Here is a 22,708-nt window from a genome sequence, read left to right as displayed (position 1 = left end):
GACCGAACCGACATCACCGTTCACCACATTCCACAGGAGGAGTCAGCCGTGCCGGAGAATCCCGTCAAGCTCGCCGTGATCATCGGCAGCGTGCGCGGTGGACGTTTCGGCCCCACGGTGGCGCGCTGGTTCGTCGGCCAGGCGGAGCGGCACGGGGAGGTCAGCGTCGACCTGATCGACCTGCTCGACCACCCCCTGCCCCTGCGCATGCCGCCCTTCGGCGAGGAGCCCGACCCGGAGACCCGTGAGGTGCGGGCCCGGCTGTCGGCCAGGCTCGCCGCCGCCGACGCCTTCGTCGTGATCACCCCCGAGTACAACCACACCACCTCTCCCGCCCTGACCAACACCATCGACTGGTTCATGGACGAGTGGACGGCCAAGCCGGTCGGCCTGGTCTCGTACGGGGGCATGGGCGGCGGCCTGCGGGCGGCCGAGCACCTGCGCCAGGTGTTCGCCGAGGTGCACGCCATGACCGTCCGGGAGATGCTCAGCTTCCACAACGCCTGGGAGGCCTTCGACGAGGACGGCACGACGGCCCCGGAGGGCAGCGAGGGGGCGGCCAAGGTCCTGCTCGACCAGCTCGTGTGGTGGGCCCGCGCGCTCCGCGAGGCCCGGGAGAAGGTTCCGTACCGGCGCTGACGCCGGATCGAGACCGGGCGGCAGGGGTGGAACCCCTGCCGCCCGGTCGCGTTTCCCCGGAGGGATTCCTGTGAGGGGCACAGAATGATCAACGTATTCCAGCCCAGTCTGGGCGACGAGGAGGCCGCGGCCGTCGCGGAGGTGTTCGCGAGCAACTGGCTGGGCCACGGGCCGAGGACCAAGAAGTTCGAGGCCGAGTTCGCCGAGCACCTCGGCACCGGGCCCGACCAGGTCCTGTTCATCAACTCCTGCACCGCCGGGCTCTTCCTCGCCACCGAGCTGCTGGAGCTCGGTCCGGGCGACGACGTGGTGCTGCCCTCGGTGAGCTTCGTGGCCGCGGCCAACGCCGTCGCGGCGACCGGGGCCCGCCCGGTGTTCTGCGACGTCGACCCGCGCACCCTCAACCCGACCGCCGCCCACGTCGAGAGCGCGCTGACCCCCCGGACCAAGGCGGTGCTGGTGCTCCACTACGGGGGCCACCCGGGTGACATCGCCGCCATCGCCGAGCTGTGCCGCCGCCGCGGCATCACCCTGATCGAGGACGCGGCGTGCGCCGTGGCCTCCACCGCCGACGGCACCGCCTGCGGCACCTTCGGCGATCTGGGCGTGTGGAGCTTCGACTCCATGAAGGTGCTGGTCACCGGGGACGGCGGGGCCTTCTGGGCCCGCGACCCGGAACTCGCCCGCAAGGCCCGCCGGTTGGCCTACCACGGCCTGGAGCAGGCCAGCGGCTTCTCCGCCGCCCGCGTCTCCCACCGCTGGTGGGAGCTGGACGTGCGGAACTTCGGCCGCCGGATCATCGGCAACGACGTCACCGCGGCCATCGGCAGCGTCCAGCTTCGACGGCTTCCGGAGTTCGTGGCCCGGCGGCGCGAGATCGCCGAGACCTACGACCGGCTGCTCGCCGACGTCGAGGGCGTACGGCTGCCGCCGAGGCTCCCGGACGGCCACACCGGCTCGTACTACTTCTACTGGGTGCAGCTCGACCCGGCCGTCCGCGACCGGATCGCCGCCGACCTGCTGGAACGCGGCATCTACACGACCTTCCGCTACCCGCCGCTGCACAAGGTCCCCGCCTACGGGACCGGTCACGGCGCGCTCCCCGGCACCGACGAGGCGTCGGAGTCCACCCTGCTGCTGCCGCTGCACCAGGGGCTGGACGACGCGGAGGTGCGGACCGTGGTCGACGAACTGCGCAAGGCGGTGGAGAACCGGTCGTCCGGCGGGAGCTGACCGATGCGGATCGTCGAGACGGCCGTACCCGGCGCGTACACCCTCGTCCCCGACCTGCTCCGCGACGAGCGCGGCAGTTTCCACGAGGGGATGCGCGCCGGGGAACTGGAGAAGGTGCTGGGGCACCCCTTCGTGCCCCGGCAGATCAACTACTCGGTGTCGCGGCGCAACACGCTCCGCGGCATCCACGGAGTGGCGATCCCGCCCGGCCAGGCCAAGTACGTCACCTGCGTGCGCGGCGCCCTGCGGGACATCGTCGTCGACCTGCGCGTCGGGTCGCCGGCCTTCGGCCGCTACGAGGTCAACGAGTTGGACGCGGTCTCGGGCCGCGCGGTGTACGTACCGGAGGGCGTCGGCCACGGCTTCCTGGCCCTGACCGACGACACGTGCATCTGCTACGTGCTCTCGACCGAGCACGTGCCGGGCACCCAGATCGACATCGATCCGCTCGACCCCGATCTGGCTCTCCCCTGGGGGTTCACGGAGCGTCCGCTGATGTCCGAGAAGGACGCCAGGGCCCCCACGGTGGCCGAGGCGATGGGTGCGGGACTGCTCGCCACCTGGGAGGAATCCCTCCAGGCACACCGGCTCGCCGCGGCGCCGGCGGCCTGACCGCCGCGGCCGTGTCCGACCTCGTCTGTTCCGGCCGCCCCCTCCGTACCGCTGTTGTGAGGAGAGAACCGTTATGAAGGCCCTGGTGCTGTCGGGCGGGTCGGGCACCCGCCTGCGCCCGTTCAGCTACTCCATGCCCAAACAGCTCATCCCCATCGCGAACAAGCCGGTTCTGGAGCACGTGCTGGAGAACGTCCGGGACCTGGGCGTCACCGAGGTCGGCATGATCGTCGGCGGCTGGGCCCAGCAGATCGAGGCGGTGATCGGCGACGGCTCCCGACTGGGGGTGCGCGTCACCTACATCCCGCAGGAACAGCCGCTGGGGCTGGCGCACTGCGTGCAACTGGCCCGGCCGTTCCTCGGCGACGACGACTTCGTGATGTACCTCGGCGACAACATGCTGCCGGACGGGGTCGCCGGAATCGCCGAGGAGTTCGCCACGCACCGCCCGGACGCCCACGTGGTGGTGCACAAGGTGCCCGACCCGCGCGCCTTCGGGGTCGTGGAACTGGACTCCGAGGGCCGGGTGACGCGCCTGGTGGAGAAGCCGCGGGAGCCGCGTAGCGATCTGGCCCTGATCGGCGTGTACTTCTTCACCGCCGCCGTCCACCGGGCGGTCCGTGCCATCCGTCCCAGCGCGCGGGGCGAGTTGGAGATCACCGACGCGCTGCAGTGGATGCTCACCCACGGCGGGGCCATCCGCGCCAGCGAGTACGACGGCTACTGGAAGGACACCGGCCGGGCCGAGGACGTGCTGGAGTGCAACCGCCGGTTGCTGGAGCAGCTCCGTCCCGGTCTCGTCGGCGAGGTCGACCGGCGCACCGAGATCGACGGCCGGGTCGTCGTGGAGGAGGGCGCCCGCGTGGTGCGCTCCCGGATCGAGGGGCCGACGATCATCGGCGCCGGCTCGGTCGTCGAGGACAGCCACGTCGGCCCCGGCACCTCCGTCGGACGCGGCTGCGTCCTGCGGGACACCCGGATCGCCGAGTCCATCGTGCTGGACGGCGCGTCGATCACGAGCGTGCCCGACCTGTACGGTTCGCTGATCGGCCGCAACGCCGTCGTGGGGGCCTCCGCCCGGCACCGGCTGGTGGTCGGCGACCACACCCGGATCGAGGTGGCGGCATGAGGTTCCTGGTCACCGGCGGCGCCGGTTTCATCGGCTCGCACTACGTGCGCACCCTGCTGGAGGGCGGCTACCGCGGCTACGAGCGGACCCGGGTGACCGTGCTGGACAAGCTCGGTTACGCCGGCAACCGCGAGAACCTGCCGGCCTCCCACCCGCGGCTGGAGTTCGTCCGGGGCGACGTCTGCGACCTGCCGCTGCTGCTGGAGGTGCTGCCCGGCCACGACGCGGTGGTGCACTTCGCCGCCGAGTCGCACGTGGACCGGTCGCTGGAGTCCGCCGCGGAGTTCGTCCGCACCAACGTGCTCGGCACCCAGACGCTGCTGGACGCCTGTCTGCGCACGGGCGTGGAGCGGGTGGTGCACGTGTCCACCGACGAGGTGTACGGATCGATCGAGCAGGGCTCGTGGACCGAGGAGTGGCCGTTGGCGCCCAACTCCCCGTACGCGGCGTCCAAGGCGGGCTCGGACCTGGTGGTCCGGTCCTACTGGCGCACCCACGGCCTGGACGTGTCGATCACCCGCTGCTCCAACAACTACGGGCCCCGTCAGCACCCGGAGAAGCTGATCCCGCGGTTCGTGACCAACCTGTTGGAGGGCGAGCCGGTCCCGCTGTACGGGGACGGGCGCAACGTCCGGGAGTGGCTGCACGTCGACGACCACTGCCGGGCCGTCCACCTGGTGCTGACCCGGGGCCAGGCGGGCGAGGTCTACAACGTGGGCGGGGGCGACGAGCGGACCAACCGCGAGATCACCGAGCTGCTGCTGGAGCTGTGCGACGCGGACTGGTCGATGGTCCGCCACGTCCCCGACCGCAAGGGCCACGACCTGCGGTACTCGCTGGACGACGGCAAGATCCGCGAGGAGCTCGGCTACGCCCCCCGGGTCCCGTTCGAACGGGGCCTGGCCGACACCGTCGCCTGGTACCGCGACAACCCCGCCTGGTGGAAACCCCTCAAGCACGGCCGCGCCGACCGCGGGGCCGAGGACGGTGCCGCCCACAGCGCCGACGACACGAAGGGAAGCGGAGATGAGTGACCACAGGACGAGTGACCACAGGGCGCTGGTCCTGGACGAGACCCGCAAGTACCACCTGGAGGTCCAGAACGACGGCGGCTTCGTCCCCGGGGTCACCGAGATCTGGCCCTCGGGCGCGGTCCTGGACGCCGAGGACCGGGTGGCGCTGGTGGAGGCGGCGCTCGACCTGCGGATCGCCGCCGGGGACCGGTCCCGGAGGTTCGAGGCGCGCTTCGCCCGGTTGCTGAAGCGGCGCAAGGCGCACCTGACCAACTCCGGCTCCTCGGCCAACCTGCTGGCCCTGACCTCGCTGACCTCCCACGTCCTGGGCGACCGGCGGCTGAAGCCGGGCGACGAGGTGATCACCGTGGCGGCGGGCTTCCCCACCACGGTCAACCCGATCGTGCAGAACGGCCTGGTGCCGGTCTTCGTCGACGTGGAACTGGGGACGTACAACACCACCGCCGACCGGGTGGCCGCCGCCATCGGCCCGCGCACCCGCGCCATCATGATCGCCCACGCGCTGGGCAACCCGTTCGAGGTGGCGGAGGTCGCGCAGCTCGCCCGGGAGCACGACCTGTTCCTGGTGGAGGACAACTGCGACGCGGTGGGTTCCACCTACGACGGGCGGCTCACCGGAACCTTCGGCGACCTGACCACGGTCAGCTTCTACCCGGCGCACCATCTGACGATGGGCGAGGGCGGCTGCGTCCTGACCTCGGACCTGAAGCTGGCGCGGGTCGTGGAGTCGCTGCGCGACTGGGGCCGGGACTGCTGGTGCGAGCCGGGGAAGAACAACACCTGCTTCAAGCGGTTCGACTACCAGATGGGGAAACTGCCCCACGGCTACGACCACAAGTACATCTTCTCCCACGTCGGTTACAACCTGAAGGCGACCGACCTGCAGGCCGCCCTGGGCCTGACCCAGCTCGACAAGCTCGACGACTTCTGCGCCGCCCGGCGGCGGAACTGGCGCCGGCTGCGGGAGGCGCTGGACGGCGTGCCGCACCTGCTGCTGCCCGAGGCCACGCCGCGCAGCGACCCGAGCTGGTTCGGGTTCGTCATCACCGTCGATCCCGGGGCGCCGTTCAGCCGGGCGGCGCTGGTGGACTTCCTGGAGGGGCGGAAGATCGGCACCCGGCGGCTGTTCGCGGGCAACCTCACCCGGCAGCCGGCCTACGTCGACCGGCCGCACCGGGTGGTCGGGGAGCTGACCAACAGCGACATCGTCACCGAGCAGACCTTCTGGGTCGGCGTCTACCCGGGGCTGACCGACGAGATGATCGACTACGTCGCCGCCTCGGTGAAGGAGTTCGTCCGGAGGAACGGATGACCGTCACGACCACTTCCACCGCCGCGCCCGCCTCCTCGGCGGGCGCGGCCGGGGCGGCCGGCGCGGTGCGCCCCCGGCGGGACGACCGGCTGCCGGAGCGGCTGGCCCGTTCCGCCGCCGAGCGGGCGGAAGGCGCGCAGTTGCGCACCGAGGACTTCGCCGACTGGCTGGCGGAGCGTCGGCGCGCCCACCGCTTCGCGGTGGAGCGGATACCGTTCGCCGAGCTGGACGGGTGGTCCTTCGCCCCGGACTCCGGGGACCTGGTGCACCGCAGCGGCCGGTTCTTCACCGTCGAGGGACTGCGCGTCGAGGTGGACGAGGGGCCGTTCCGCCGCTGGGAGCAGCCGATCATCCGGCAGCCCGAGGTGGGCATCCTGGGCATCCTGGCCAAGGAGTTCGACGGGGTGCTGCACTTCCTGATGCAGGCCAAGATGGAGCCGGGCAACCGGAACCTCCTCCAGCTCTCCCCGACGGTGCAGGCCACCCGGTCCAACTACACCCGCGTCCACCGGGGCGCGAACGTGCGGTACGTCGAGCACTTCACCCGCCCCGGCGAGGGCCGGGTGCTGGCGGACGTGCTCCAGTCGGAGCACGGCTCCTGGTTCCTGCGCAAGAGCAACCGCAACATGCTCGTCGAGGCGGTCGGGGACGTGCCCGCGCACGACGACTTCTGCTGGCTGACCCTGGGGCAGATCGGCGAGCTGCTGCGGGCGGACAACGTGGTCAACATGGACGCCCGCACCGTGCTGGCCTGCGCCCCGGTGGCGGACGTCGAGAGCCGCGCCCTCCACCCCGACACCGACCTGCTGTCCTGGTTCACCGGGGAGCGCTCGCGCCACGAGGTGCGCACCGAGCGCGTCCCCCTGAGCCGGGTGGCGGGCTGGGTGAGGGACGAGTCGTCCATCCACCACGCGGACGGCCGGTACTTCCGGGTGGTGGCCGTCTCCGTGGAGGCGGGCAACCGGGAGGTGAAGGGCTGGACCCAGCCGCTGTTCGAACCGGTCGGGCTCGGCGTCACCGCCTTCCTGACCCGGCGGTTCGACGGCGTGCCGCACCTGCTGGCCCACGCCCGGGTCGAGGGCGGCTTCCTGGACACGGTCGAGCTGGGGCCCACCGTCCAGTACACCCCCGGCAACTACGCCCACCTGCCCCGTGCGGACCGCCCGCCCTTCCTGGACCTGGTCCTGGCCGCGCCGCCGGAGCGCGTCCGCTACGAGGCGGTCCACTCCGAGGAGGGCGGTCGCTTCCTCAACGCCGAGTCCCGCTACCTGTTCGTGGAGGTCGACGAGTCGCAGGTGCCCGCGGACCCGCCGCCCGGCTACCGCTGGGTCACCCCCGGCCAGCTCACCTCCCTGGTACGGCACGGGCACTACGTGAACGTGCAGGCCCGCACCCTGCTGGCCGCCCTGAACACCGGGGCGGTGGAGCTGTGACGGCCCCGGTGCGGATCGCGGTGCTGGGCTGCGCGGACATCGCCCGCCGCCGGATGCTCCCCGCCTTCGCCGCGGGGGAGCGGACCGAACTGGTCGCGGTGGCCGCCCGGGACCGGCGGCGGGCCGAGGAGACCGCGCGGCCCTACGGCTGCCGCGCGGTCGAGGGCTACACGGCCGTCCTGGAGGACGAGTCGGTCGAGGCGGTGTACGTCCCGCTGCCCGCGGCGCTGCACGCCGAGTGGACCGAGGCCGCGCTGCGGGCGGGCAAGCACGTCCTGGCCGAGAAGCCGCTGACCACCGACCGGCACCGTACCGGGCGGCTGCTGGAGCTGGCCCGGGAGCGCGGGCTGGCGCTGATGGAGAACGTCATGTTCGTCCACCACCCGCAGCACGCGGTGGTCCGCAAGCTGCTGGCCGACGGGACCATCGGCGAACTGCGCTCCCTGCGGGCCGAGTTCACCGTTCCCCGGCGTCCCGAGGACGACATCAGGTACCGCCCCGAGCTGGGCGGCGGTGCCCTGTGGGACACCGGCGTCTACCCGGTCCGGGCCGCACTGCACTACCTGGGGTCCGAACTCGCCGTCGCCGGCGCGGTGCTCACCGACGACCCCCGGCACGGGGTGGACGTCTCCGGCGCCGCGCTGCTGAGCACGCCCGACGGGGTCACCGCCCAGCTCGCCTTCGGGCTCGACCACGGCTACCGGTCGGTGTGCGAGCTGGTGGGGTCCCGCGGACGCATCGTCCTGGACCGGGCCTTCACCCCGGCCGCCGACCACGTCCCGCGCCTTCGGATCGAGTGCGGGACGGGGAGCGAGGAGCTGTGCCTGGACCCGTACGACCAGGTCGCGGGCACGGTCGAGGCCTTCGCCGGGGCGGTGCGGGCCGGGACGGTCCCCGACGGGCACGCCTGTCTGCGGCAGGCCGACCTGCTGGAGGAGATCCTGGGGAGGAGCCGAGGCCGAGCCGACGCCGGACCGACGCGGCGTGACGGAGGCCCGTGAGCGTGACGCCGCCGGGTCCGGTCCCCGGACCGGCGGCGTGTGACGCGGGCACCGCGGGGCCGCCCACGGCCGCTCCGCGGGCCGACCGCCCACCGACCGCGCGGGCGCCCCGTCGTCTCCCCCGGGGCGTCCGCGCCTCACCCCGCCGGCCCGCCCGTCATCCCCCGGTGAGGCGGCTGCCGCTGTGGGACTCGCCGTACACGTCGTTGGGATTGGCCAGAACGCAACGCTCCAGGGAGAGACAGCCGCAGCCGATGCATTCGGTGAGGTCGTCGCGGAGCTCCTCGAGCTGCCTGATGCGCGTGTCGAGGTCCTCGCGCCAGCAGTCGGAGACGCGCGCCCAGTCCTCCCGGGTGGGGGTGCGGTTGTCCGGGAGCAGACTCATGACGGCACGAATCCTCTCCAAGGAGATCCCCACCCGCTGCGACGCCCGGATGAACGCGATCCGGCGGAGGGTGTCGCGGGGGTAGCGCCGCTGGTTCCCGCTGGTCCGCCTGCTGTGGATGAGTCCGTTGCGCTCGTAGAAGCGGAGTGCCGAGGTGCTGATGCCACTGCGTTCGGCCACTTGGCCGATCGTGAGTTCCCGGGACAACCAAGAGACCGACGACATGTCGCTCAGAGTACTGGACTTGAACCTTTGTTCAACTTGCAAGCTTGAGGCGTCAGCGGGAAATCGCCGGAGAAGACCCAGGAGAATGCCGTGACCGACACCCCCCTGCGCCTCGCCGTGATCATCGGAAGCGTCCGCGAAGGGCGCTTCGGACCGACCGTGGCCAATTGGTTCGTGACCCAGGCCGAGAAGTTCGGCCGGTTCGACGTGGACGTGATCGACCTGGCGGACTGGCCGCTGCCCGTGGTGATGCCGGGCTGGGACACCGAGCCGGACGCGGAGACGGCCCGGATCCGGGAGGAGCTGTCGCGCCGGGTGGCCCGGGCGGACGCCTACGCCGTGGTGACGCCCGAGTACAACCACAGCTTCCCCGCGTCGCTGAAGAACACGATCGACTGGTTCCGCGAGGAGTGGTTCGCCAAGCCGGTCGGTCTGATCTCCTACGGGGGCCAGGGCGGCGGTCTGCGGGCGGCGGAGCACCTGCGCCAGGTGTTCGCCGAGGTGCACGCGATGACCGTCCGCAACTCCCTGAGCTTCCACAACGCCTGGGACGTCTTCGGCCCGGACGGACAGCCGCGGGACGAGGAGGCCGCCGCTTCGGCGGCCAAGGACATGCTCTCCCAGATGGACTGGTGGGGCACCGTGCTGCGCGAGGGACGCCGGCAGCGCCCGTACACGGCCTGACCGAACCCCCGCCGCGCGGCGGGGCGGGACGCCGACGAGAACGCGCCGCCGACCGGGTGGGGGCCGGTCGGCGGCGCTGTGGGGGGAGTTCCGCGGGCCGCCCGGAGGCGGCCCGCGGGGGAGGGGCATCCGGCGGTGGGGGTCACCGGACGACCGTGATCCGGTCCGCCGCCGGGGCGTCGAGCGGGTCGGCGGCGGAGGAGTTGGCGGTCAGGTAGTCCTGGAGGGCCGCCAGGTCGTCGCCGCCCACCAGCGGGTCGGTGCCCTTCGCCAGGGTGCCGAAGCCGTCGCCGCCGCCCGCCAGGAAGGAGTTCGCCGCGACGCGGTAGGAGGCCGACGGGTCGATCGGCTCGCCGTTCAGCCGCACCGAGTCGGCGACGACCCGGTCCGCGCCGGACTTGGTGAGGTCCAGCGTGTAGGTGAGGCCGGAGGAGACCTGGAGGAACTTCGGGGACGCCGCGTTGGCGCCGCCGACCTGCTCGCGCAGCACCGACAGGAGCTGCTCGCCGGTGAGGGTGACGAGGTTGACGGTGTTGGAGAACGGCTGGACGGTGAAGCCCTCGGCGTACGTCACCACGCCGTCGCCCTCGCCGCCGGAGGCCGCGTACACCAGGTCGGCGCGGATGCCGCCGGGGTTCATCAGCGCCAGGTCCGTCTCCGGGTCCAGCTTCTTGGCGTGGGCGAGCTGCGCGTCGGCGATCAGGTCGCCCAGCGGGGACTCGACGGCGGTCCGGTCGGCGGGGATGTCCTCGGAGATCCAGCCGATGGGCCGGTTGGCGACGGGCTCGGCCAGCGCCTTCCAGTAGTCGACCAGGCCGGTGAGGTCGGCGGCCTTCGCCCGGTTGCGGTGGACGACGTGGTTGGTGCCCTCGACGGAGGCCCGCACGATGTCCCGGGTGCGGCGGTCGTACTCCATGTTCAGCTCGGTGAACAGCCGGCCGAAGGAGGCGGCGGAGGTGACCAGGCGGTCGTCGCCCCTCGGGTCCGGGAGGGAGCAGACGTACGGCTGGTGGGTGTGGCCGGTGATCAGCGCGTCCACCCCGGCGTTCGTCCGCTTGGCGATGTCGACGATCGGGCCGGAGAGGCGGGCGCCGTCCGTGCCGCAGTCGGCGTTGTAGGCGGTGGAGGCCGGGGTGCCGCCCTCGTGGACCAGCGCGATGACGGCGTTGACGCCCTTGCGCCTGAGTTCCTTGGTGTACTTGTCGATGGTCTCGGCCTCGTCGAGGAACTTCAGGCCCTTGACGCCCTCGGCCGAGACGATGTCCGGCGTGCCCTCCAGGGTGACGCCGATGAAGCCGACCGCGACGCCCTTCGTCTTCTTGATCGTGTAGGGGGCCATCAGCGGCTTGCCGGTCTTCTCGTCCACGACGTTGGCGGCGAGGATCGGGAAGTCGGCGCCCTCGAAGACGCGGCCCTCGGCGTAGCAGCCGTCCTCGGGGTGGCAGCCGCCCTTCTGGAGGCGCTTCAGCTCGGCCGCGCCCTCGTCGAACTCGTGGTTGCCGACGCCCACGACGTCCATGTCCAGGGCGTTCATCGCCTCGATGGTGGGCTCGTCGTGGAAGAGGCCCGACAGCAGCGGGCTGGCGCCGACGATGTCGCCGGGCGCGACGGTCATCGAGTGGGAGTGACCCTTCCGGGCCTCGCGCAGGGCGGTGGCCAGGTACTCGACGCCGCCCGCGTCGATCTGCTCGGTGGTGCCGTCCGGGTGCTGGTGGGTGACACGGCCGGAGGAGCCGGTGGGGGGTTCCAGGTTGCCGTGGAAGTCGTTGATGGCGAGCACCTGGAGGTCGACGGTGCGGCCGTGGTGCTTGCCGTGGCCGCCGGACGCCGCGTCCGGCGTGGCCTGCGCGGCGGGCATGGCGACGGCGAGCGCGCCGACCGTCACCAGACCGGCCGCGGCGGCGGTGAGTCTGCGGGAGAGGGCAGGCCGCCCGGGTGGAGTGGACACCATCTGTCCCCTTCTGTTCCCTTGTCAGGGCCGTGGATTGGACCGCGTGGGCCCATGTGGGCGAGGGGCAGCCTAGGTCAACGCGCGTAGCGTGTCATGGTTCCGGAGGTAACCGACACGTTTCGATGCTGCGTAGGCTTTCCCCATGAGCGACGTGGTGGTTGTGGACGAGGTGTCGGCCGAGGTCGTCCGGCGCGCTCAGGAGCTGATCGACGAGGCGGCCCGGGTGGACGGCCAGCCGGCCGTGTCCGAACAGGGGCGCCTCCAACTGCGTGGCGGGCGCCGGGAGGGCGTGCGCCACTTCCTGGTGTGGGACCGGGGCGAGCTGGTCGGATACGGCCAACTGGAGGACACCGACCCCATCGAGGCGCCCGCGGGGGAGTTCGTCGTCCATCCCGCCCACCGGCGCCAGGGCCACGGCCGCGCGCTCGGCCGGGCCCTGCTGGACGCCTCGGACAGGCGGCTGCGGGTGTGGGCGCACGGCGGACACCCCGCCGCGCGGCACCTGGCACGGCTGCTGGGCCTCACGCTCTTCCGCGAACTGCGGCAGATGCGGCGTCCGCTGACCGACCTGGACCTGCCCGAGCCGGCGCTGCCGCCCGGGGTGCGGCTGCGGAGCTTCGTCCCCGGGCAGGACGACGCCGCCTGGCTGGCCGCCAACGCCGCCGCCTTCGCCCACCACCCCGAACAGGGCGGGATGACCCAGCGCGACCTCGACGACCGCAAGGCCGAGCCGTGGTTCGACCCCAAGGGCTTCTTCCTCGCCGTGCGCGACGACGGGGAGGGGAACGAGGAGATCGTCGGCTTCCACTGGACCAAGGTGCACAGCGCCGACCAGCTCGGCGAGGTCTACGTCGTCGGCGTCACCCCAAAGGCCCAGGGCAGCGGCCTGGGCAGGGCGCTGACGGTGGTGGGCCTGCGCTACCTCGCCCGCGACCGCGGCCTGCCGACCGGGATGCTCTACGTGGACGCCGACAACAAGGCGGCCGTGGCGCTCTACGACCGGCTGGGCTTCCGGATCCACGAGGTGGACCTGATGTACCGCACGGAGACCTGACCGCCGCCTCGTGAGGCCGCCCCCGTACGGCGGGGGCGGCCTCAGGCCGCCGGCGGCTCCAGCACGTCCCGCAGCAGGCGGGCCTGCCGGACCAGACGGCCGCCGTCGCTCCGGGCGGCGACGGCCGTCACCTCGGCGACCGCCCCCCGTGCCCCCGAGCCCCGGGCGCACTCCACGCCCAGCGCCAGCAGGTCCGGCAGCCCCCGGGGCGGCTTCTCCGCCGTCAGCAGCCCGGGCAGCGCGGCGGCCAGCACCGACCACACCGTGCCCGGGGCCCCGGCCCCGGCCGCCTGCCGCAGGGACTCCAGCAGCCGGTTCGGCTTCACCGTGCCGACCGACACCGTCTCGGCCACGTCCCGCCCCAGCCGGGCGGCGTCCAGGTCGCCGCGCGCGGCGAGGGCCAACAGCGCGTCCACGGCCGCGATCCGGTCCTCGGGGTGCCGCGCGCCCAACGCGTGGGCCAGGCCCAGGTGCACGGCCCGACCCGCCGCCCCTCCGGCCTCGGCCAGCACGGGCAGCAGCGCCGCGCCGCCGCGCAGGCCGTCGTCGGCCGCGGCGGCGAGGGTGGGCTGGAGGTGGAGGGCGAGCAGTTCGCGGTGGACGGGCAGCACGGACGGCCACAGGCGGACCCCGGAGTACCAGGCGGAGGTGTTCCGCCGGTCCGGGGCGTCGTACGCGCCCAGCAGCCGCCGGAATCCGGGGGCGGGTTCGCACGGGACGGTCGGCGCGGGGGCGGAGAGCACCACCCGCGGCACGGCGGTGCCGTGGCCGACGGAGCGCACCGTCCGCACCTCGCGCACGGGCTCGGCCGGGGACGGGCCCCCGGCCGCCAGCCAGGTGCACAGCCGGCGCCCGGCCGGGGTGTCCAGCCGTCCGGCCGCGGCCAGGACCTCCGGGGTGACGGCCGCGGGGTCCAGACGCAGCAGCGCCTGGTCCAGGTCGCAGGGGCCGGGACGGGCGCCCGTCCGCTCGTACTCGGCGAGCCGGGCGACCAGTTCGGCCGGGTCGATCCGCCCGTCGACGGTGGTGGGGGTGGCCAGCAGGAACGGCGGCGGGTCGTCCACCACCCGCCAGGCGGCCTCCAGCAGCCGCGCCGCGAGGACCCGGCCGAAGGGGGTGAGATCCTGGAGGCGCAGGTGCGCCACGGCCTCGGAGCCCGGCGCCGCGGGGTCGTCGCCGGGGGCCTCGCCGCACAGCACCGCCACCACGAAGCGGAGCTCGCCCGCCCCCGCGTCGCCCCACCACTCGTCGTGGTGGTCGTGCCAGGGGTGGGCGCGGACGATCGGCCGCAGCGCCCGCACCAGGCCCCGCCGGTCCCGGTGGGCGTGGCGGACCAGGCCGTCCAGGGCCCGCTCGAAGGCCCACGGGTCGGGGCCGCGGGGAACGGCGGCGGCGCTGTGCTCGGCCGCCTCGGCGGCGGTGAGGACGGCGTTCACCTCCTCGGCCGCCTCGGCGGCCGAGGCGGGCGGCGGCGGCATCGGAGCCGGCTCGGAGACGGGCGGGAGGACGTCCTCCGCCGGCGCGGTGGACTCACCGCCGGACACCGCCGGCCCCGGCAGTTCGGCGGCGCGGGGCCGCAGCGAGGGGTCGAGGGCCGCCGCGGCGGCGGCCGGCTCCCCGCGCACGGCCTCCCCGGCGTGCCGCAGGTGGCGGCCGATCAGGTTCAGGGCGCGCTCCTGGAGGGCGGTGTCCTCGTGGCCGAGGGCGTCGGCGGCGGCCAGGACGACGGCCCCGGCGCGGTCCCGGTCGCGGCGGGCGACGGCGTCCAGCCAGGCGAGCTGGGCACGTACGAGCTTCTTCTCCGGCCGGAACAGCACCGCCCGCGACGCCTCGGTCAGGTGCCCGGCGTCGAGGCGTCCGGCGGCGTCCAGGGCGGCCAGGCGCTGCTGGGCGAACGAGGCGACGGTGGAGGGGGCGTCGGGCAGCAGCCGCAGCAGGGCCGTGGCGCGGGCCGCGCACTCGTCGTCGGCGGGGTCGAGGGCCGTCAGCAGGGCGAGGAACGCGCGCAGCTCCCCGGGGCGTCCGCCGCGCAGCAGCCGCGACAGACAGCCGTCGATCAGGGCGGCCCGCTCCAGCCGCCCCTCGGCGGCGAGGTCCACCAGGGCCTCCGACCAGGACGACCCGTCCGCGCCCGGGGCGGTGCCCCGGCCGTTCAGCAGGGCGCCGACGCCGTCCACCTCGAACAGGCGCGGGACGAGCGCGTCCAGGAACGGGTCGGCGCGCAGCCGCTCCACGAGCGTGCCGATCCGCACGCCGACCACCGAGGGCCGGGGCGGTGTCGGGGCGCCGCCGGCGACGCCGGGCCAGAGCAGGGACCGTTCCGGGAACATCCGCTCCCGCACCCAGGCCAGGACGAAACCGTCACCGGTCGGCACGGGGCATCCGGCGAGGAGGACCAGCCGCTCGGCCAGGGCGTGGTGCGCCCACCTCCTCCCCGCGTCGTCCGGCCGTACGCGGTCGGCGAGGCGGTGGGCGACGTCACCCAGCCACGGCGCGGGACGGTCGGCGAGGACGGTCAGGAGCAGGTGGACGTCGAACGGTTCCAGCAGGCCCAGGTCGTCGGAGGCGAGCCACCGCGCGGCAGCGGCGGCGCCCGTGTGGCAGCCGGCCCCCGCGACCAGCAGCGCCCGCCTGCGGGGCCGGGTGTCGCGGCCCCACGCCTCGCGCAGCAGGGCGCGCCACGCCTTCAGGTGGGGGACGCAGGAGCGCCGCTGCTCCTCGGAGAGACCGGCGATCAGCTCGGGCAGCCGCCGCCGGTCGTCGCCCGACACGGCGAGGAGCACCGCGTACGCCTCGGGGGCGAGAGCCCCCTCGGCGCGTTCGAGCAGCTTCCGCTCCCGCGCGGGCAGGTGGCCCGTCCGCGCCCGCGTCAGCACCAGCCGGGCCAGGGCGCCGATCACCGGGCGCCTCCCCGGACCGTCGCGGGGGACGCGGCGGCGCCCCGGACGATGCGCACCGCCAGCGCGTGGCGGCACGGGCCGCGGTCGCCCCGGTACCGGCCCCACCAGCGGCAGGTGCAGCTCGGCGCCCCGCCGTCGCCGACGCGCACCCGGTGGACGGCGCCTTCGCCGCCGGAGACGACGGTGAAGGTGCCGTCCGCCTCCGCGCGCACCGCCCCGGCCTCGACCAGGGCGCGGGCGGCCCGCAGCCGGGGGTTGTGCCGCTCGGCGCGTCCGGCGTCGAAGGGCAGCTCGCGGTGGAAGTGGGCGGCCTCGGCGGTGTCGTAGCCGATCCGGCCGGAGGCGCCCAGGACGGCCAGGGCGGCGCGCACCCGCTCGGGCGTCAGGCCCGCCCGCCGGGCCAGGTCCACCACGTCCACGCGCGGCTCCCAGGCCGGCAGGACGGAGACCCGTTCGGCGTCCTCGGCCGCGTCCTCGGCGGCCAGGGCGTCCAGCACCGCGCCCTCCCCGGAGAAGCCGCGGGCGGGATCGGGGGAGAGGGTGAGCGTCAGGCGCATCCCGGGGAGCGTCACCTCCCAGGCGGAGGCGGTCGGGGCGCTCGCGGCCGTCACCGGCGGGCCGTACAGCCGCAGCCCCCGGGCGTGGCGCAGCACCCGCAGCAGGGCGGCCAGCCGGTCCGGGCCGGGCAGGCAGACGGCCCCCGGGACCGGCCGGACGGTCGGCCGCAGGCCGCGGCCCGCGGGGACGACCCAGAGGGCCGCGCCCGCGCCGGAGCGGACGCGCGACAGGGAGCGCAGGAAGCGGACCGCCTCGGCGGCGGTGACCTCCGCGCGCAGGTCGAAGGCGGAGGCGATCACCTGGGTCTCGGCGAACCCGCGCAGCCAGCGGTCCGGCAGCGGCACCCTCTTCTCCACCACCGGCCCGTCGAGGGTGGTCACCTCCAGCTCCTCGGGGCCGATCCGCAGGTGGAGCGGGTCGCCGGGGCCGACGCGGACGAGAGCCTCGCGCAGCGGGGCGTTGACGTCCACGTTGGTGGTGCCGCGGCCGATGTCGTCCCCGTCCAGCCCCTCGGCGAGGACGTCGAGGCGGGCGTGGACGCCGCAGCAGCCGGAGAACGACTCGAACCGCAGCCGGTCGCCGCTGCCCGTCACCACCGGGTCGAGCGAGGCGGGGGAGAGCCGTCGGTGGTAGCGGGTCGAGGCGACGTCGGCGACGGACAGCAGCGCCGCGGCGGCGGCCTCGGGCGCGGTGACGAACCCGGAGAAGAACCGGGGATGGCCGCCGGCGCCCGACGGCGTCGCCCCGCCCGAGGTCTCCAGCGCGAGTTCCGATCCACCCGCACCGCGCCGCACGGCCGAGGGGCGGAGGTAGACGTACGTCTGCACCGCTGTCGTGGTCATGGCGCAGACGGTAGGGGCGGCCACTGACATCGACAGTGGTACGCAGGGTCCGGAGGGCCGCCGCGCGGGAACGTCGCGGGAGCGAACCCGGAGGCGGGGCGCGGAGCGGAGGCGTCCTCGGGCGTACTCAGGCGAAGTACGGGGCTCGCCTGGTGGCCATGTCGACTTAACCGGCGATTCAAACTCGCTTGCGAACATCACGGAATGCAGCCCGTCGTGTCGAGTGCGAACCGCAGGCCACGACCGGCGACGTTTCCCGACGCGCCGGTGATCCTCGCGGCGCGGAAGAATGGAAGAATGAGCCAGTCCGCCCAGCCTTCCGTCGGTTCCATAGCCGCCGCGCGTTCGCACGTCGCGGCCCCGTCCGAGCCCGCCCCGGAGCCGGGCCTCGACCTCGACGCGGACGCCTACCCGGAGGGGGCGGGGCCCGAGGAGAGGGACGAGGAGCTTCCGCAGGGACGTTTCCTCGACCGCGAGCGGAGTTGGCTGGCCTTCAACGAGCGGGTGCTGGAGCTGGCCGAGGATCCGAACACGCCGCTGCTGGAGCGCGCCAACTTCCTGGCGATCTTCGCCAACAACCTCGACGAGTTCTTCATGGTGCGCGTCGCCGGCCTCAAGCGGCGCATCGCCACCGGCGTCGCCACCCGCTCCGCCTCCGGCCTCCAGCCGCGCGAGGTGCTGGAGCAGATCTGGACCCGCTCGCGGGAGCTCATGGCCCGGCACGCCGCCTGCTTCCAGCAGGACGTCGCCCCGGCGCTGGCCGACGAGGGCATCCACCTCATCCGCTGGCCGGAGCTGACCGAGAAGGAGCAGGCCCGCCTGTTCACCCTCTTCCGGCAGCAGATCTACCCCGTCCTGACCCCGCTGGCGGTCGACCCGGCGCACCCGTTCCCCTACATCTCCGGGCTGTCGCTGAACCTCGCGGTGGTGGTGCGCAACCCGATCAGCGGGCACAACCACTTCGCGCGGGTGAAGGTGCCGCCGCTGCTGTCGCGGTTCCTGGAGGCGTCCCCGCAGCGGTACGTGCCCGTCGAGGACGTGATCGCGGCCCACCTGGAGGAGCTGTTCCCCGGGATGGAGGTCCTCGCCCACCACATGTTCCGGGTCACCCGCAACGAGGACCTGGAGGTGGAGGAGGACGACGCGGAGAACCTGCTCCAGGCCCTGGAGAAGGAGCTGATGCGGCGCCGCTTCGGGCCGCCGGTGCGCCTGGAGGTCGAGGAGAGCATCGACCCGTACGTGCTGGACCTGCTGGTGCGGGAGCTGAAGGTCTCCGAGGCCGAGGTCTACCCGCTGCCCGGACCGCTGGACCTCACCGGCCTGTTCGGCATCGCCGCGCTGGACCGGCCGGAGCTGAAGTACCCCAAGTTCGTCGCCGGGACCCACCGCGACCTCGCCGAGGTCGAGTCGGCCTCCCCGCCCGACGTCTTCGCGGCGCTGCGCCGGCGCGACGTGCTGCTCCACCACCCGTACGACTCCTTCTCCACCTCCGTGCAGGCGTTCCTGGAGCAGGCCGCCGCCGACCCGGACGTGCTGGCGATCAAGCAGACGCTCTACCGGACCTCCGGCGACTCCCCGATCGTGGACGCGCTGATAGACGCGGCCGAGTCCGGCAAGCAGGTGCTGGTGCTGGTCGAGATCAAGGCGCGCTTCGACGAGCAGGCCAACATCAAGTGGGCGCGGAAGCTGGAGGAGGCCGGCTGCCACGTCGTCTACGGGCTGGTCGGCCTCAAGACGCACTGCAAGCTGTCGCTGGTGGTGCGGCAGGAGGGCGACACGCTCCGGCGGTACAGCCACGTCGGCACCGGCAACTACCACCCCAAGACCGCCCGTCTCTACGAGGACCTGGGCCTGCTCACCGCCGACCCGCAGGTCGGCGCGGACCTGTCCGACCTGTTCAACCGGTTGTCGGGTTACTCGCGGCGCACCACCTACCGCCGGCTGCTGGTCGCGCCCAGCTCGCTGCGCAAGGGACTGGTGCAGCGGATCAACCGGGAGATCGCCCACCACCGGGCCGGGCAGCCCGCCTCCATCCGCGTCAAGGTCAACTCCATCGTCGACGAGACGATCATCGACGCCCTCTACCGCGCGTCCCGCGCGGGCGTCCCGGTCGACGTGTGGGTGCGCGGCATCTGCGCGCTGCGGCCGGGGGTGCCGGGGCTGTCGGAGAACATCCGGGTGCGCAGCGTGCTGGGGCGCTTCCTGGAGCACTCGCGGGTCTTCGTCTTCGGCAACGGAGGCGACCCCGAGGTGTGGATCGGCAGCGCCGACATGATGCACCGCAACCTCGACCGGCGGATAGAGGCGCTGGTGCGGGTCACCGACCCCGGCCACCGCGCCGCCCTCGACCACCTGCTGGAGACCGGTACGGCGGACACCACCGCCTCGTGGCACCTGGGCCCGGACGGCGAGTGGACGCGCCACGCCGTCGACGCCGAGGGCCGGCCCCTGCAACACATCCAGGAAATGCTCATCGACGCCCGGAGGCGCCGACGTGGTCCAGCGACATGACCTGTCCGTCGGGACGACCGGTGGAGGAGGGGACCCCGCGACCCGGCCCGAGCCGCGCCCGGTCCTCCGGCCACACCCGGGGGACGTCACGGCGGGCGAGGTGCTGGCGGAGTACCTCCACCGGCAGGCGACGGAGTTCCTGCGCAGCCTGCGGTTGCACGAGGAGAGCACGGGCAGCGCGGAGTCCGCGGCCGTCGCCGCCGAGGCCGTACGGATGCTGCGCCGCTCCGCCCGCCGGATCGGCGCCGCCCTCCAGGTCTACCGGCCGCTGATCGACGGGGCCCGGGCCGACCAGCTCTCCGGCGAGCTGGCGTGGCTGTCGGGGGTGCTGGGCCGGGAGCGCGCCTACGAGGCGCGGCTGCACCGGCTGCTGGCGGCGCTGCACCGGCTGTCCTCCGCGCCCGCCGACCCCGTGCCGTCCGTCGCCGAGGCGCCCCTCGTCCCTCCCCCGCCGTCCGGGCGGCGCGGGCCGGCGTCCGCCGGGAGCGGTCTGGGCGCGGGCGTGGCCCGTGCCGGGGCGCTGCTGGAGCGGCAACTGACCCTCGCCCGCACCCGCGCCCACTCCGCCGCGCTCCAGGCGCTCGGCTCCTCGCGCTTCCACGCCGTCGCCGACGCGGTCGCCGTCCTGGCCTCCGAGGCGCCGCTGACCGCCGAGGCCGCCTCCCGTCCCGCCGCGGGCGCCCTGCTGCCGCTGGCCGAACTGGCCCACCGGCGCGCGGTGGAGGCCGTGGAGGCCCTGCCGCTGACCCGGGCCCGCCAGTCGTACAACGGCGAGGCGCTGGCCCACACCCTCGCCGTCGACGGGGAGCACGACGCCGCCTGGAACCGGGTGCGGCTGCTGGTGCGGCTGCGCCGGTACGCCCACGAGGTGGTCGGGCACGACGACCCCGCGCTGGCCGCCGCCGGCCGGGCGCTCGACCGGCACCGGGACGCGGCCGAGGCGGCGGCCGCCGCGGCCGCCGCCGCCCGCACTCCCCGCATCGCGCCCGCCACCGCCTACGCGCTGGGGGTGCTCCACGCCGACCAGCGGCACGAGGTCGAGGCCGCGCGGTTCAGCTTCGGACGGCTGTGGCGCCCGGCGGCGGTGGCGTCGCCGGACGCGCCGGCGGCGGTGGCGTTCGGGGTCGAGGGGAGCCGCTGATGGCGGGTCCGCGGGTGATCCGCGCGGCGGGCTGTGTGCTGTGGCGCCGCTCGGGCTCCGGCGAGGGCGTCGAGATCGCCCTCGTCCACCGCCCCAAGTGGGACGACTGGTCCCATCCGAAGGGGAAGCGCGAGAAGGGCGAGGGGGCCCTGGGCGCGGCGGTGCGCGAGGTCCGCGAGGAGACCGGCATGGACTGCCGGCCGGGCGCGATGCTGCCCACCGTGCGGTACGCGGTGGGGGGCGTGCCCAAGGAGGTCCGCTACTGGGAGGCCGAGGCGACCGGCGGGGCCTTCCGGCCCACCGACGAGGTCGACCGGCTGGTGTGGCTGCCCCCGGAGGAGGCCAGGGAGCGGCTCACCCGGGAAGAGGACCGGGAACTGGTCGACGCGCTGCTGACGACGCTCCCTCCCGAACTGGTCTGACGGCCCCGCGACCGGGTTCTCCCCCGCGTTTCCGCGTCTTTGATCATCCCCCTTCCACCTGCTCCGACCTGCCTCTTTGGGGTGCTCTCTCAACTAAGTTGAGCTTCTACTTGTCAAGTTTCCTCCGCGGAGTTATATAGGAAACAGAGGACATCACGGGATGGTGACTCAAGGAGGGAGATGGTCCGTGATGCTGATGCGTACCGATCCGTTCCGTGAGCTCGACCGCCTCACCGAGCAGCTGCTCGGCACCGTCGCCCGTCCCGTCGGGATGCCGATGGACGCCTACCGCACCGACGACCAGGTCGTGGTCCACTTCGACCTGCCGGGCATCGACCCGGAGAGCGTCGACCTCGACGTCGAGCGGAACGTCCTGACCGTCAGCGCCGAGCGCGCCTGGCCCGGCCCGGAGGACGCCGAGCGGATCGCCGCCGAGCGGCCGACCGGACGGTTCAGCCGGCAGCTCTTCCTCGGCGACACGCTGGACACCGACCGGATCGAGGCCACGTACGACGCCGGCGTCCTGACGCTGCGCATCCCGGTGGCCGAGCAGGCCAAGCCGCGCAAGATCCAGATCACCGGCGGCTCGACCAGGAAGGAACTGACCAGCTGAGGCCGAGGGCCCGCGCCCTCACACGCCCGGCTCTCCCCCACGCGGCGCCAGGGCGTCCCACCGGACGGTGACCTCGCCCTGGCGCCAGCGCCGCGGCCCGTCCACGACCGGCCAGTCGGCGCGGACCTCCTGCACCGTCCGCATCCACCGCTGCCGGGCGCCCAGCGCGGCGTAGGGGGAGGCCGCTGCCCAGGCCCGGTCCATGTCCCGCAGGAAGGCGTGCACCGGCTCGCCGGGGACGTTGCGGTGGATGAGCGCCTTGGGCAGCCGTTCGGCCAGGTCGGACGGGATGCCCAGGGAGCCGAGACGGGTCGCGAAGGTCACCGTCCGCGGCCCCTCCGGGCCGATCGCCACCCACACGTGGCGCCGCCCGATCTCGTCGCAGGTCCCCTCGACCAGCAGCCCGCCGGGCGCCAGGCGGGCGCGCAGCCGGTCCCAGACGGGGGCCACCTGGTGCTCGTCGTACTGCCGCAGGACGTTGGCGGCCCGGATGAGCATGGGCCGCCGCCCGCCGGGCAGCGGCACCTCGAAGCCGCCGTGCGCGAAGGTCAGCCCCTCGCGCGCGTACGGCAGCGCGGCCTCGACCCGCGCCGGATCGATCTCGATCCCGACCACGCGCACGTCCGGACAGACCGTCCGCAGCCGCTCCAGCAACTCGACCGCCGTCCACGGCGCGGCCCCGTACCCCAGGTCCACGGCGATCGGACCGCCCGGGTCGGCGGAGCGGCACAGCGCGACACCGTGCGCGGCGGCGATCCAGCGGTCCATCCGTCGCAGACGGTTCGGATTCGTCGTTCCCCGCGTGACGGCCCCCACGGGCCGCTCGACCGCACGCCTGCCCATGGCGGCCACCCTACGCGGGCCCTCCGCCGTGCTCGGACGCGACCAGGCGTGAGGGAATGTGACCGGAAGGATGCTTCCAGCGTCACGGTTTGGCAAAAAAGGGACCGGAGCGGAAATGGAACCGGGCCCGCCGGTGGTTGTAGCCGCTCAAGGAGCGGACCGTCGCTCGGCCAGCCACTCCGGAGG

Annotated in this window: 19 protein-coding genes; 14 read left to right on the top strand and 5 right to left on the bottom strand. The window is 74.0% G+C overall.

All coding sequences use genetic code 11. The features are described from left to right. Positions 1-48 precede the first annotated feature (48 nt). The 8 genes from ABD335_RS03820 to ABD335_RS03785 all read left to right on the top strand — a co-directional run bounded on the left by ABD335_RS03820 (position 49) and on the right by ABD335_RS03785 (position 8,393). Positions 49-639: an NADPH-dependent FMN reductase gene (locus tag ABD335_RS03820; RefSeq protein WP_344320598.1), complete on the top strand. Its 591-nt coding sequence runs from the start codon at positions 49-51 to the stop codon at positions 637-639. 84 nt (positions 640-723) lie between these two features. Beyond that, entirely contained in the window at positions 724-1,872 is a 1,149-nt protein-coding gene (locus ABD335_RS03815; RefSeq protein ID WP_344320597.1) for a DegT/DnrJ/EryC1/StrS aminotransferase family protein, read from the top strand. Between the two features lie 3 nt (positions 1,873-1,875). Then, positions 1,876-2,484: a dTDP-4-dehydrorhamnose 3,5-epimerase family protein gene (locus ABD335_RS03810; protein WP_344320596.1), complete on the top strand. Its 609-nt coding sequence runs from the start codon at positions 1,876-1,878 to the stop codon at positions 2,482-2,484. Between the two features lie 73 nt (positions 2,485-2,557). Then, the gene (locus ABD335_RS03805) at positions 2,558-3,613 is read left to right on the top strand and encodes a glucose-1-phosphate thymidylyltransferase (protein ID WP_344320595.1); all 1,056 of its coding nucleotides are present in this window, start codon (positions 2,558-2,560) and stop codon (positions 3,611-3,613) included. Then, positions 3,610-4,647: a dTDP-glucose 4,6-dehydratase gene (gene rfbB / locus ABD335_RS03800; RefSeq protein WP_344320594.1), complete on the top strand. Its 1,038-nt coding sequence runs from the start codon at positions 3,610-3,612 to the stop codon at positions 4,645-4,647. Before ABD335_RS03805 ends, rfbB begins: the two co-directional genes overlap by 4 nt. After that, a complete protein-coding gene (gene rfbH, locus ABD335_RS03795; protein WP_344320593.1) occupies positions 4,640-5,959 on the top strand; it encodes a lipopolysaccharide biosynthesis protein RfbH in 1,320 nt (439 codons plus the stop codon). Before rfbB ends, rfbH begins: the two co-directional genes overlap by 8 nt. Next, positions 5,956-7,392 (top strand): NDP-hexose 2,3-dehydratase family protein, encoded by a 1,437-nt coding sequence (locus ABD335_RS03790; RefSeq protein ID WP_344320592.1) that lies wholly within the window; start codon positions 5,956-5,958, stop codon positions 7,390-7,392. The genes rfbH and ABD335_RS03790 overlap by 4 nt, the downstream gene beginning before the upstream one ends. Continuing rightward, on the top strand, positions 7,389-8,393 hold the full coding sequence (locus ABD335_RS03785) for a Gfo/Idh/MocA family protein (protein ID WP_344320591.1): 1,005 nt from the start codon (positions 7,389-7,391) through the stop codon (positions 8,391-8,393). Before ABD335_RS03790 ends, ABD335_RS03785 begins: the two co-directional genes overlap by 4 nt. A 157-nt stretch (positions 8,394-8,550) precedes the next feature. Here the strand turns inward: ABD335_RS03785 and soxR are convergent, their stop codons facing one another. Further along, positions 8,551-9,003 (bottom strand): redox-sensitive transcriptional activator SoxR, encoded by a 453-nt coding sequence (soxR, locus tag ABD335_RS03780; protein WP_344320590.1) that lies wholly within the window; start codon positions 9,001-9,003, stop codon positions 8,551-8,553. A gap of 90 nt (positions 9,004-9,093) precedes the next feature. Between soxR and ABD335_RS03775 the strand changes: the two genes are divergently transcribed. Next, positions 9,094-9,687 carry an NADPH-dependent FMN reductase gene (locus ABD335_RS03775; protein ID WP_344320589.1) on the top strand — a complete coding sequence of 198 codons (594 nt, stop codon included), beginning with the start codon at positions 9,094-9,096 and terminating at the stop codon, positions 9,685-9,687. Positions 9,688-9,829: 142 nt separating this feature from the next. Here the strand turns inward: ABD335_RS03775 and ABD335_RS03770 are convergent, their stop codons facing one another. Continuing rightward, a complete protein-coding gene (locus ABD335_RS03770; protein WP_344320588.1) occupies positions 9,830-11,638 on the bottom strand; it encodes a bifunctional metallophosphatase/5'-nucleotidase in 1,809 nt (602 codons plus the stop codon). Between the two features lie 142 nt (positions 11,639-11,780). On the opposite strand from ABD335_RS03770, the gene mshD reads away from it, so the two are divergent. Continuing rightward, the gene (mshD, locus tag ABD335_RS03765; RefSeq protein ID WP_344320587.1) at positions 11,781-12,692 is read left to right on the top strand and encodes a mycothiol synthase; all 912 of its coding nucleotides are present in this window, start codon (positions 11,781-11,783) and stop codon (positions 12,690-12,692) included. A 41-nt stretch (positions 12,693-12,733) separates the two neighbouring features. On the opposite strand, the gene ABD335_RS03760 is transcribed toward mshD, so the two are convergent. Together ABD335_RS03760 and ABD335_RS03755 are read right to left on the bottom strand one after the other, a co-directional pair. Continuing rightward, positions 12,734-15,592, bottom strand: coding sequence for a DUF6493 family protein (locus tag ABD335_RS03760; protein ID WP_344320586.1), 2,859 nt, complete (start codon positions 15,590-15,592; stop codon positions 12,734-12,736). Further along, on the bottom strand, positions 15,589-16,992 hold the full coding sequence (locus tag ABD335_RS03755; protein ID WP_344320585.1) for an SWIM zinc finger family protein: 1,404 nt from the start codon (positions 16,990-16,992) through the stop codon (positions 15,589-15,591). The genes ABD335_RS03760 and ABD335_RS03755 overlap by 4 nt, the downstream gene beginning before the upstream one ends. A gap of 297 nt (positions 16,993-17,289) precedes the next feature. On the opposite strand from ABD335_RS03755, the gene ABD335_RS03750 reads away from it, so the two are divergent. From ABD335_RS03750 to ABD335_RS03735, 4 genes are all read left to right on the top strand, one after another. After that, positions 17,290-19,503, top strand: coding sequence for an RNA degradosome polyphosphate kinase (locus ABD335_RS03750; protein ID WP_344320584.1), 2,214 nt, complete (start codon positions 17,290-17,292; stop codon positions 19,501-19,503). Next, positions 19,487-20,644: a CHAD domain-containing protein gene (locus tag ABD335_RS03745; protein ID WP_425583536.1), complete on the top strand. Its 1,158-nt coding sequence runs from the start codon at positions 19,487-19,489 to the stop codon at positions 20,642-20,644. Before ABD335_RS03750 ends, ABD335_RS03745 begins: the two co-directional genes overlap by 17 nt. After that, on the top strand, positions 20,644-21,066 hold the full coding sequence (locus ABD335_RS03740; protein WP_344320583.1) for an NUDIX hydrolase: 423 nt from the start codon (positions 20,644-20,646) through the stop codon (positions 21,064-21,066). Before ABD335_RS03745 ends, ABD335_RS03740 begins: the two co-directional genes overlap by 1 nt. Before the next feature lie 190 nt (positions 21,067-21,256). Continuing rightward, positions 21,257-21,679 (top strand): Hsp20/alpha crystallin family protein, encoded by a 423-nt coding sequence (locus ABD335_RS03735; protein ID WP_344320714.1) that lies wholly within the window; start codon positions 21,257-21,259, stop codon positions 21,677-21,679. 18 nt (positions 21,680-21,697) lie between these two features. On the opposite strand, the gene ABD335_RS03730 is transcribed toward ABD335_RS03735, so the two are convergent. Beyond that, entirely contained in the window at positions 21,698-22,522 is an 825-nt protein-coding gene (locus ABD335_RS03730) for a class I SAM-dependent methyltransferase (protein WP_344320582.1), read from the bottom strand. Positions 22,523-22,708: the final 186 nt, after the last annotated feature.

The organism is Streptomyces macrosporus (assembly GCF_039533145.1).
In the GTDB taxonomy this organism is placed as follows: Bacteria; Actinomycetota; Actinomycetes; order Streptomycetales; family Streptomycetaceae; genus Streptomyces; species Streptomyces macrosporus.
This window is presented reverse-complemented; position numbering and strand designations above follow the sequence as displayed.

Excerpts from the sequence above, each read along its gene's own strand:
- ABD335_RS03730 (WP_344320582.1), bottom strand. The coding sequence starts at position 22,522 with ATGGGCAGGCGTGCGGTCGAGCGGCCCGTGGGGGCCGTCACGCGGGGA.
- ABD335_RS03790 (WP_344320592.1), top strand. The coding sequence starts at position 5,956 with ATGACCGTCACGACCACTTCCACCGCCGCGCCCGCCTCCTCGGCGGGC.
- rfbB (WP_344320594.1), top strand. The coding sequence starts at position 3,610 with ATGAGGTTCCTGGTCACCGGCGGCGCCGGTTTCATCGGCTCGCACTAC.
- ABD335_RS03815 (WP_344320597.1), top strand. The coding sequence starts at position 724 with ATGATCAACGTATTCCAGCCCAGTCTGGGCGACGAGGAGGCCGCGGCC.
- soxR (WP_344320590.1), bottom strand. The coding sequence starts at position 9,003 with ATGTCGTCGGTCTCTTGGTTGTCCCGGGAACTCACGATCGGCCAAGTG.
- ABD335_RS03735 (WP_344320714.1), top strand. The coding sequence starts at position 21,257 with ATGCTGATGCGTACCGATCCGTTCCGTGAGCTCGACCGCCTCACCGAG.
- ABD335_RS03750 (WP_344320584.1), top strand. The coding sequence starts at position 17,290 with ATGAGCCAGTCCGCCCAGCCTTCCGTCGGTTCCATAGCCGCCGCGCGT.
- ABD335_RS03810 (WP_344320596.1), top strand. The coding sequence starts at position 1,876 with ATGCGGATCGTCGAGACGGCCGTACCCGGCGCGTACACCCTCGTCCCC.
- ABD335_RS03805 (WP_344320595.1), top strand. The coding sequence starts at position 2,558 with ATGAAGGCCCTGGTGCTGTCGGGCGGGTCGGGCACCCGCCTGCGCCCG.
- ABD335_RS03770 (WP_344320588.1), bottom strand. The coding sequence starts at position 11,638 with ATGGTGTCCACTCCACCCGGGCGGCCTGCCCTCTCCCGCAGACTCACC.
- rfbH (WP_344320593.1), top strand. The coding sequence starts at position 4,640 with ATGAGTGACCACAGGACGAGTGACCACAGGGCGCTGGTCCTGGACGAG.
- ABD335_RS03755 (WP_344320585.1), bottom strand. The coding sequence starts at position 16,992 with ATGACCACGACAGCGGTGCAGACGTACGTCTACCTCCGCCCCTCGGCC.
- mshD (WP_344320587.1), top strand. The coding sequence starts at position 11,781 with ATGAGCGACGTGGTGGTTGTGGACGAGGTGTCGGCCGAGGTCGTCCGG.
- ABD335_RS03740 (WP_344320583.1), top strand. The coding sequence starts at position 20,644 with ATGGCGGGTCCGCGGGTGATCCGCGCGGCGGGCTGTGTGCTGTGGCGC.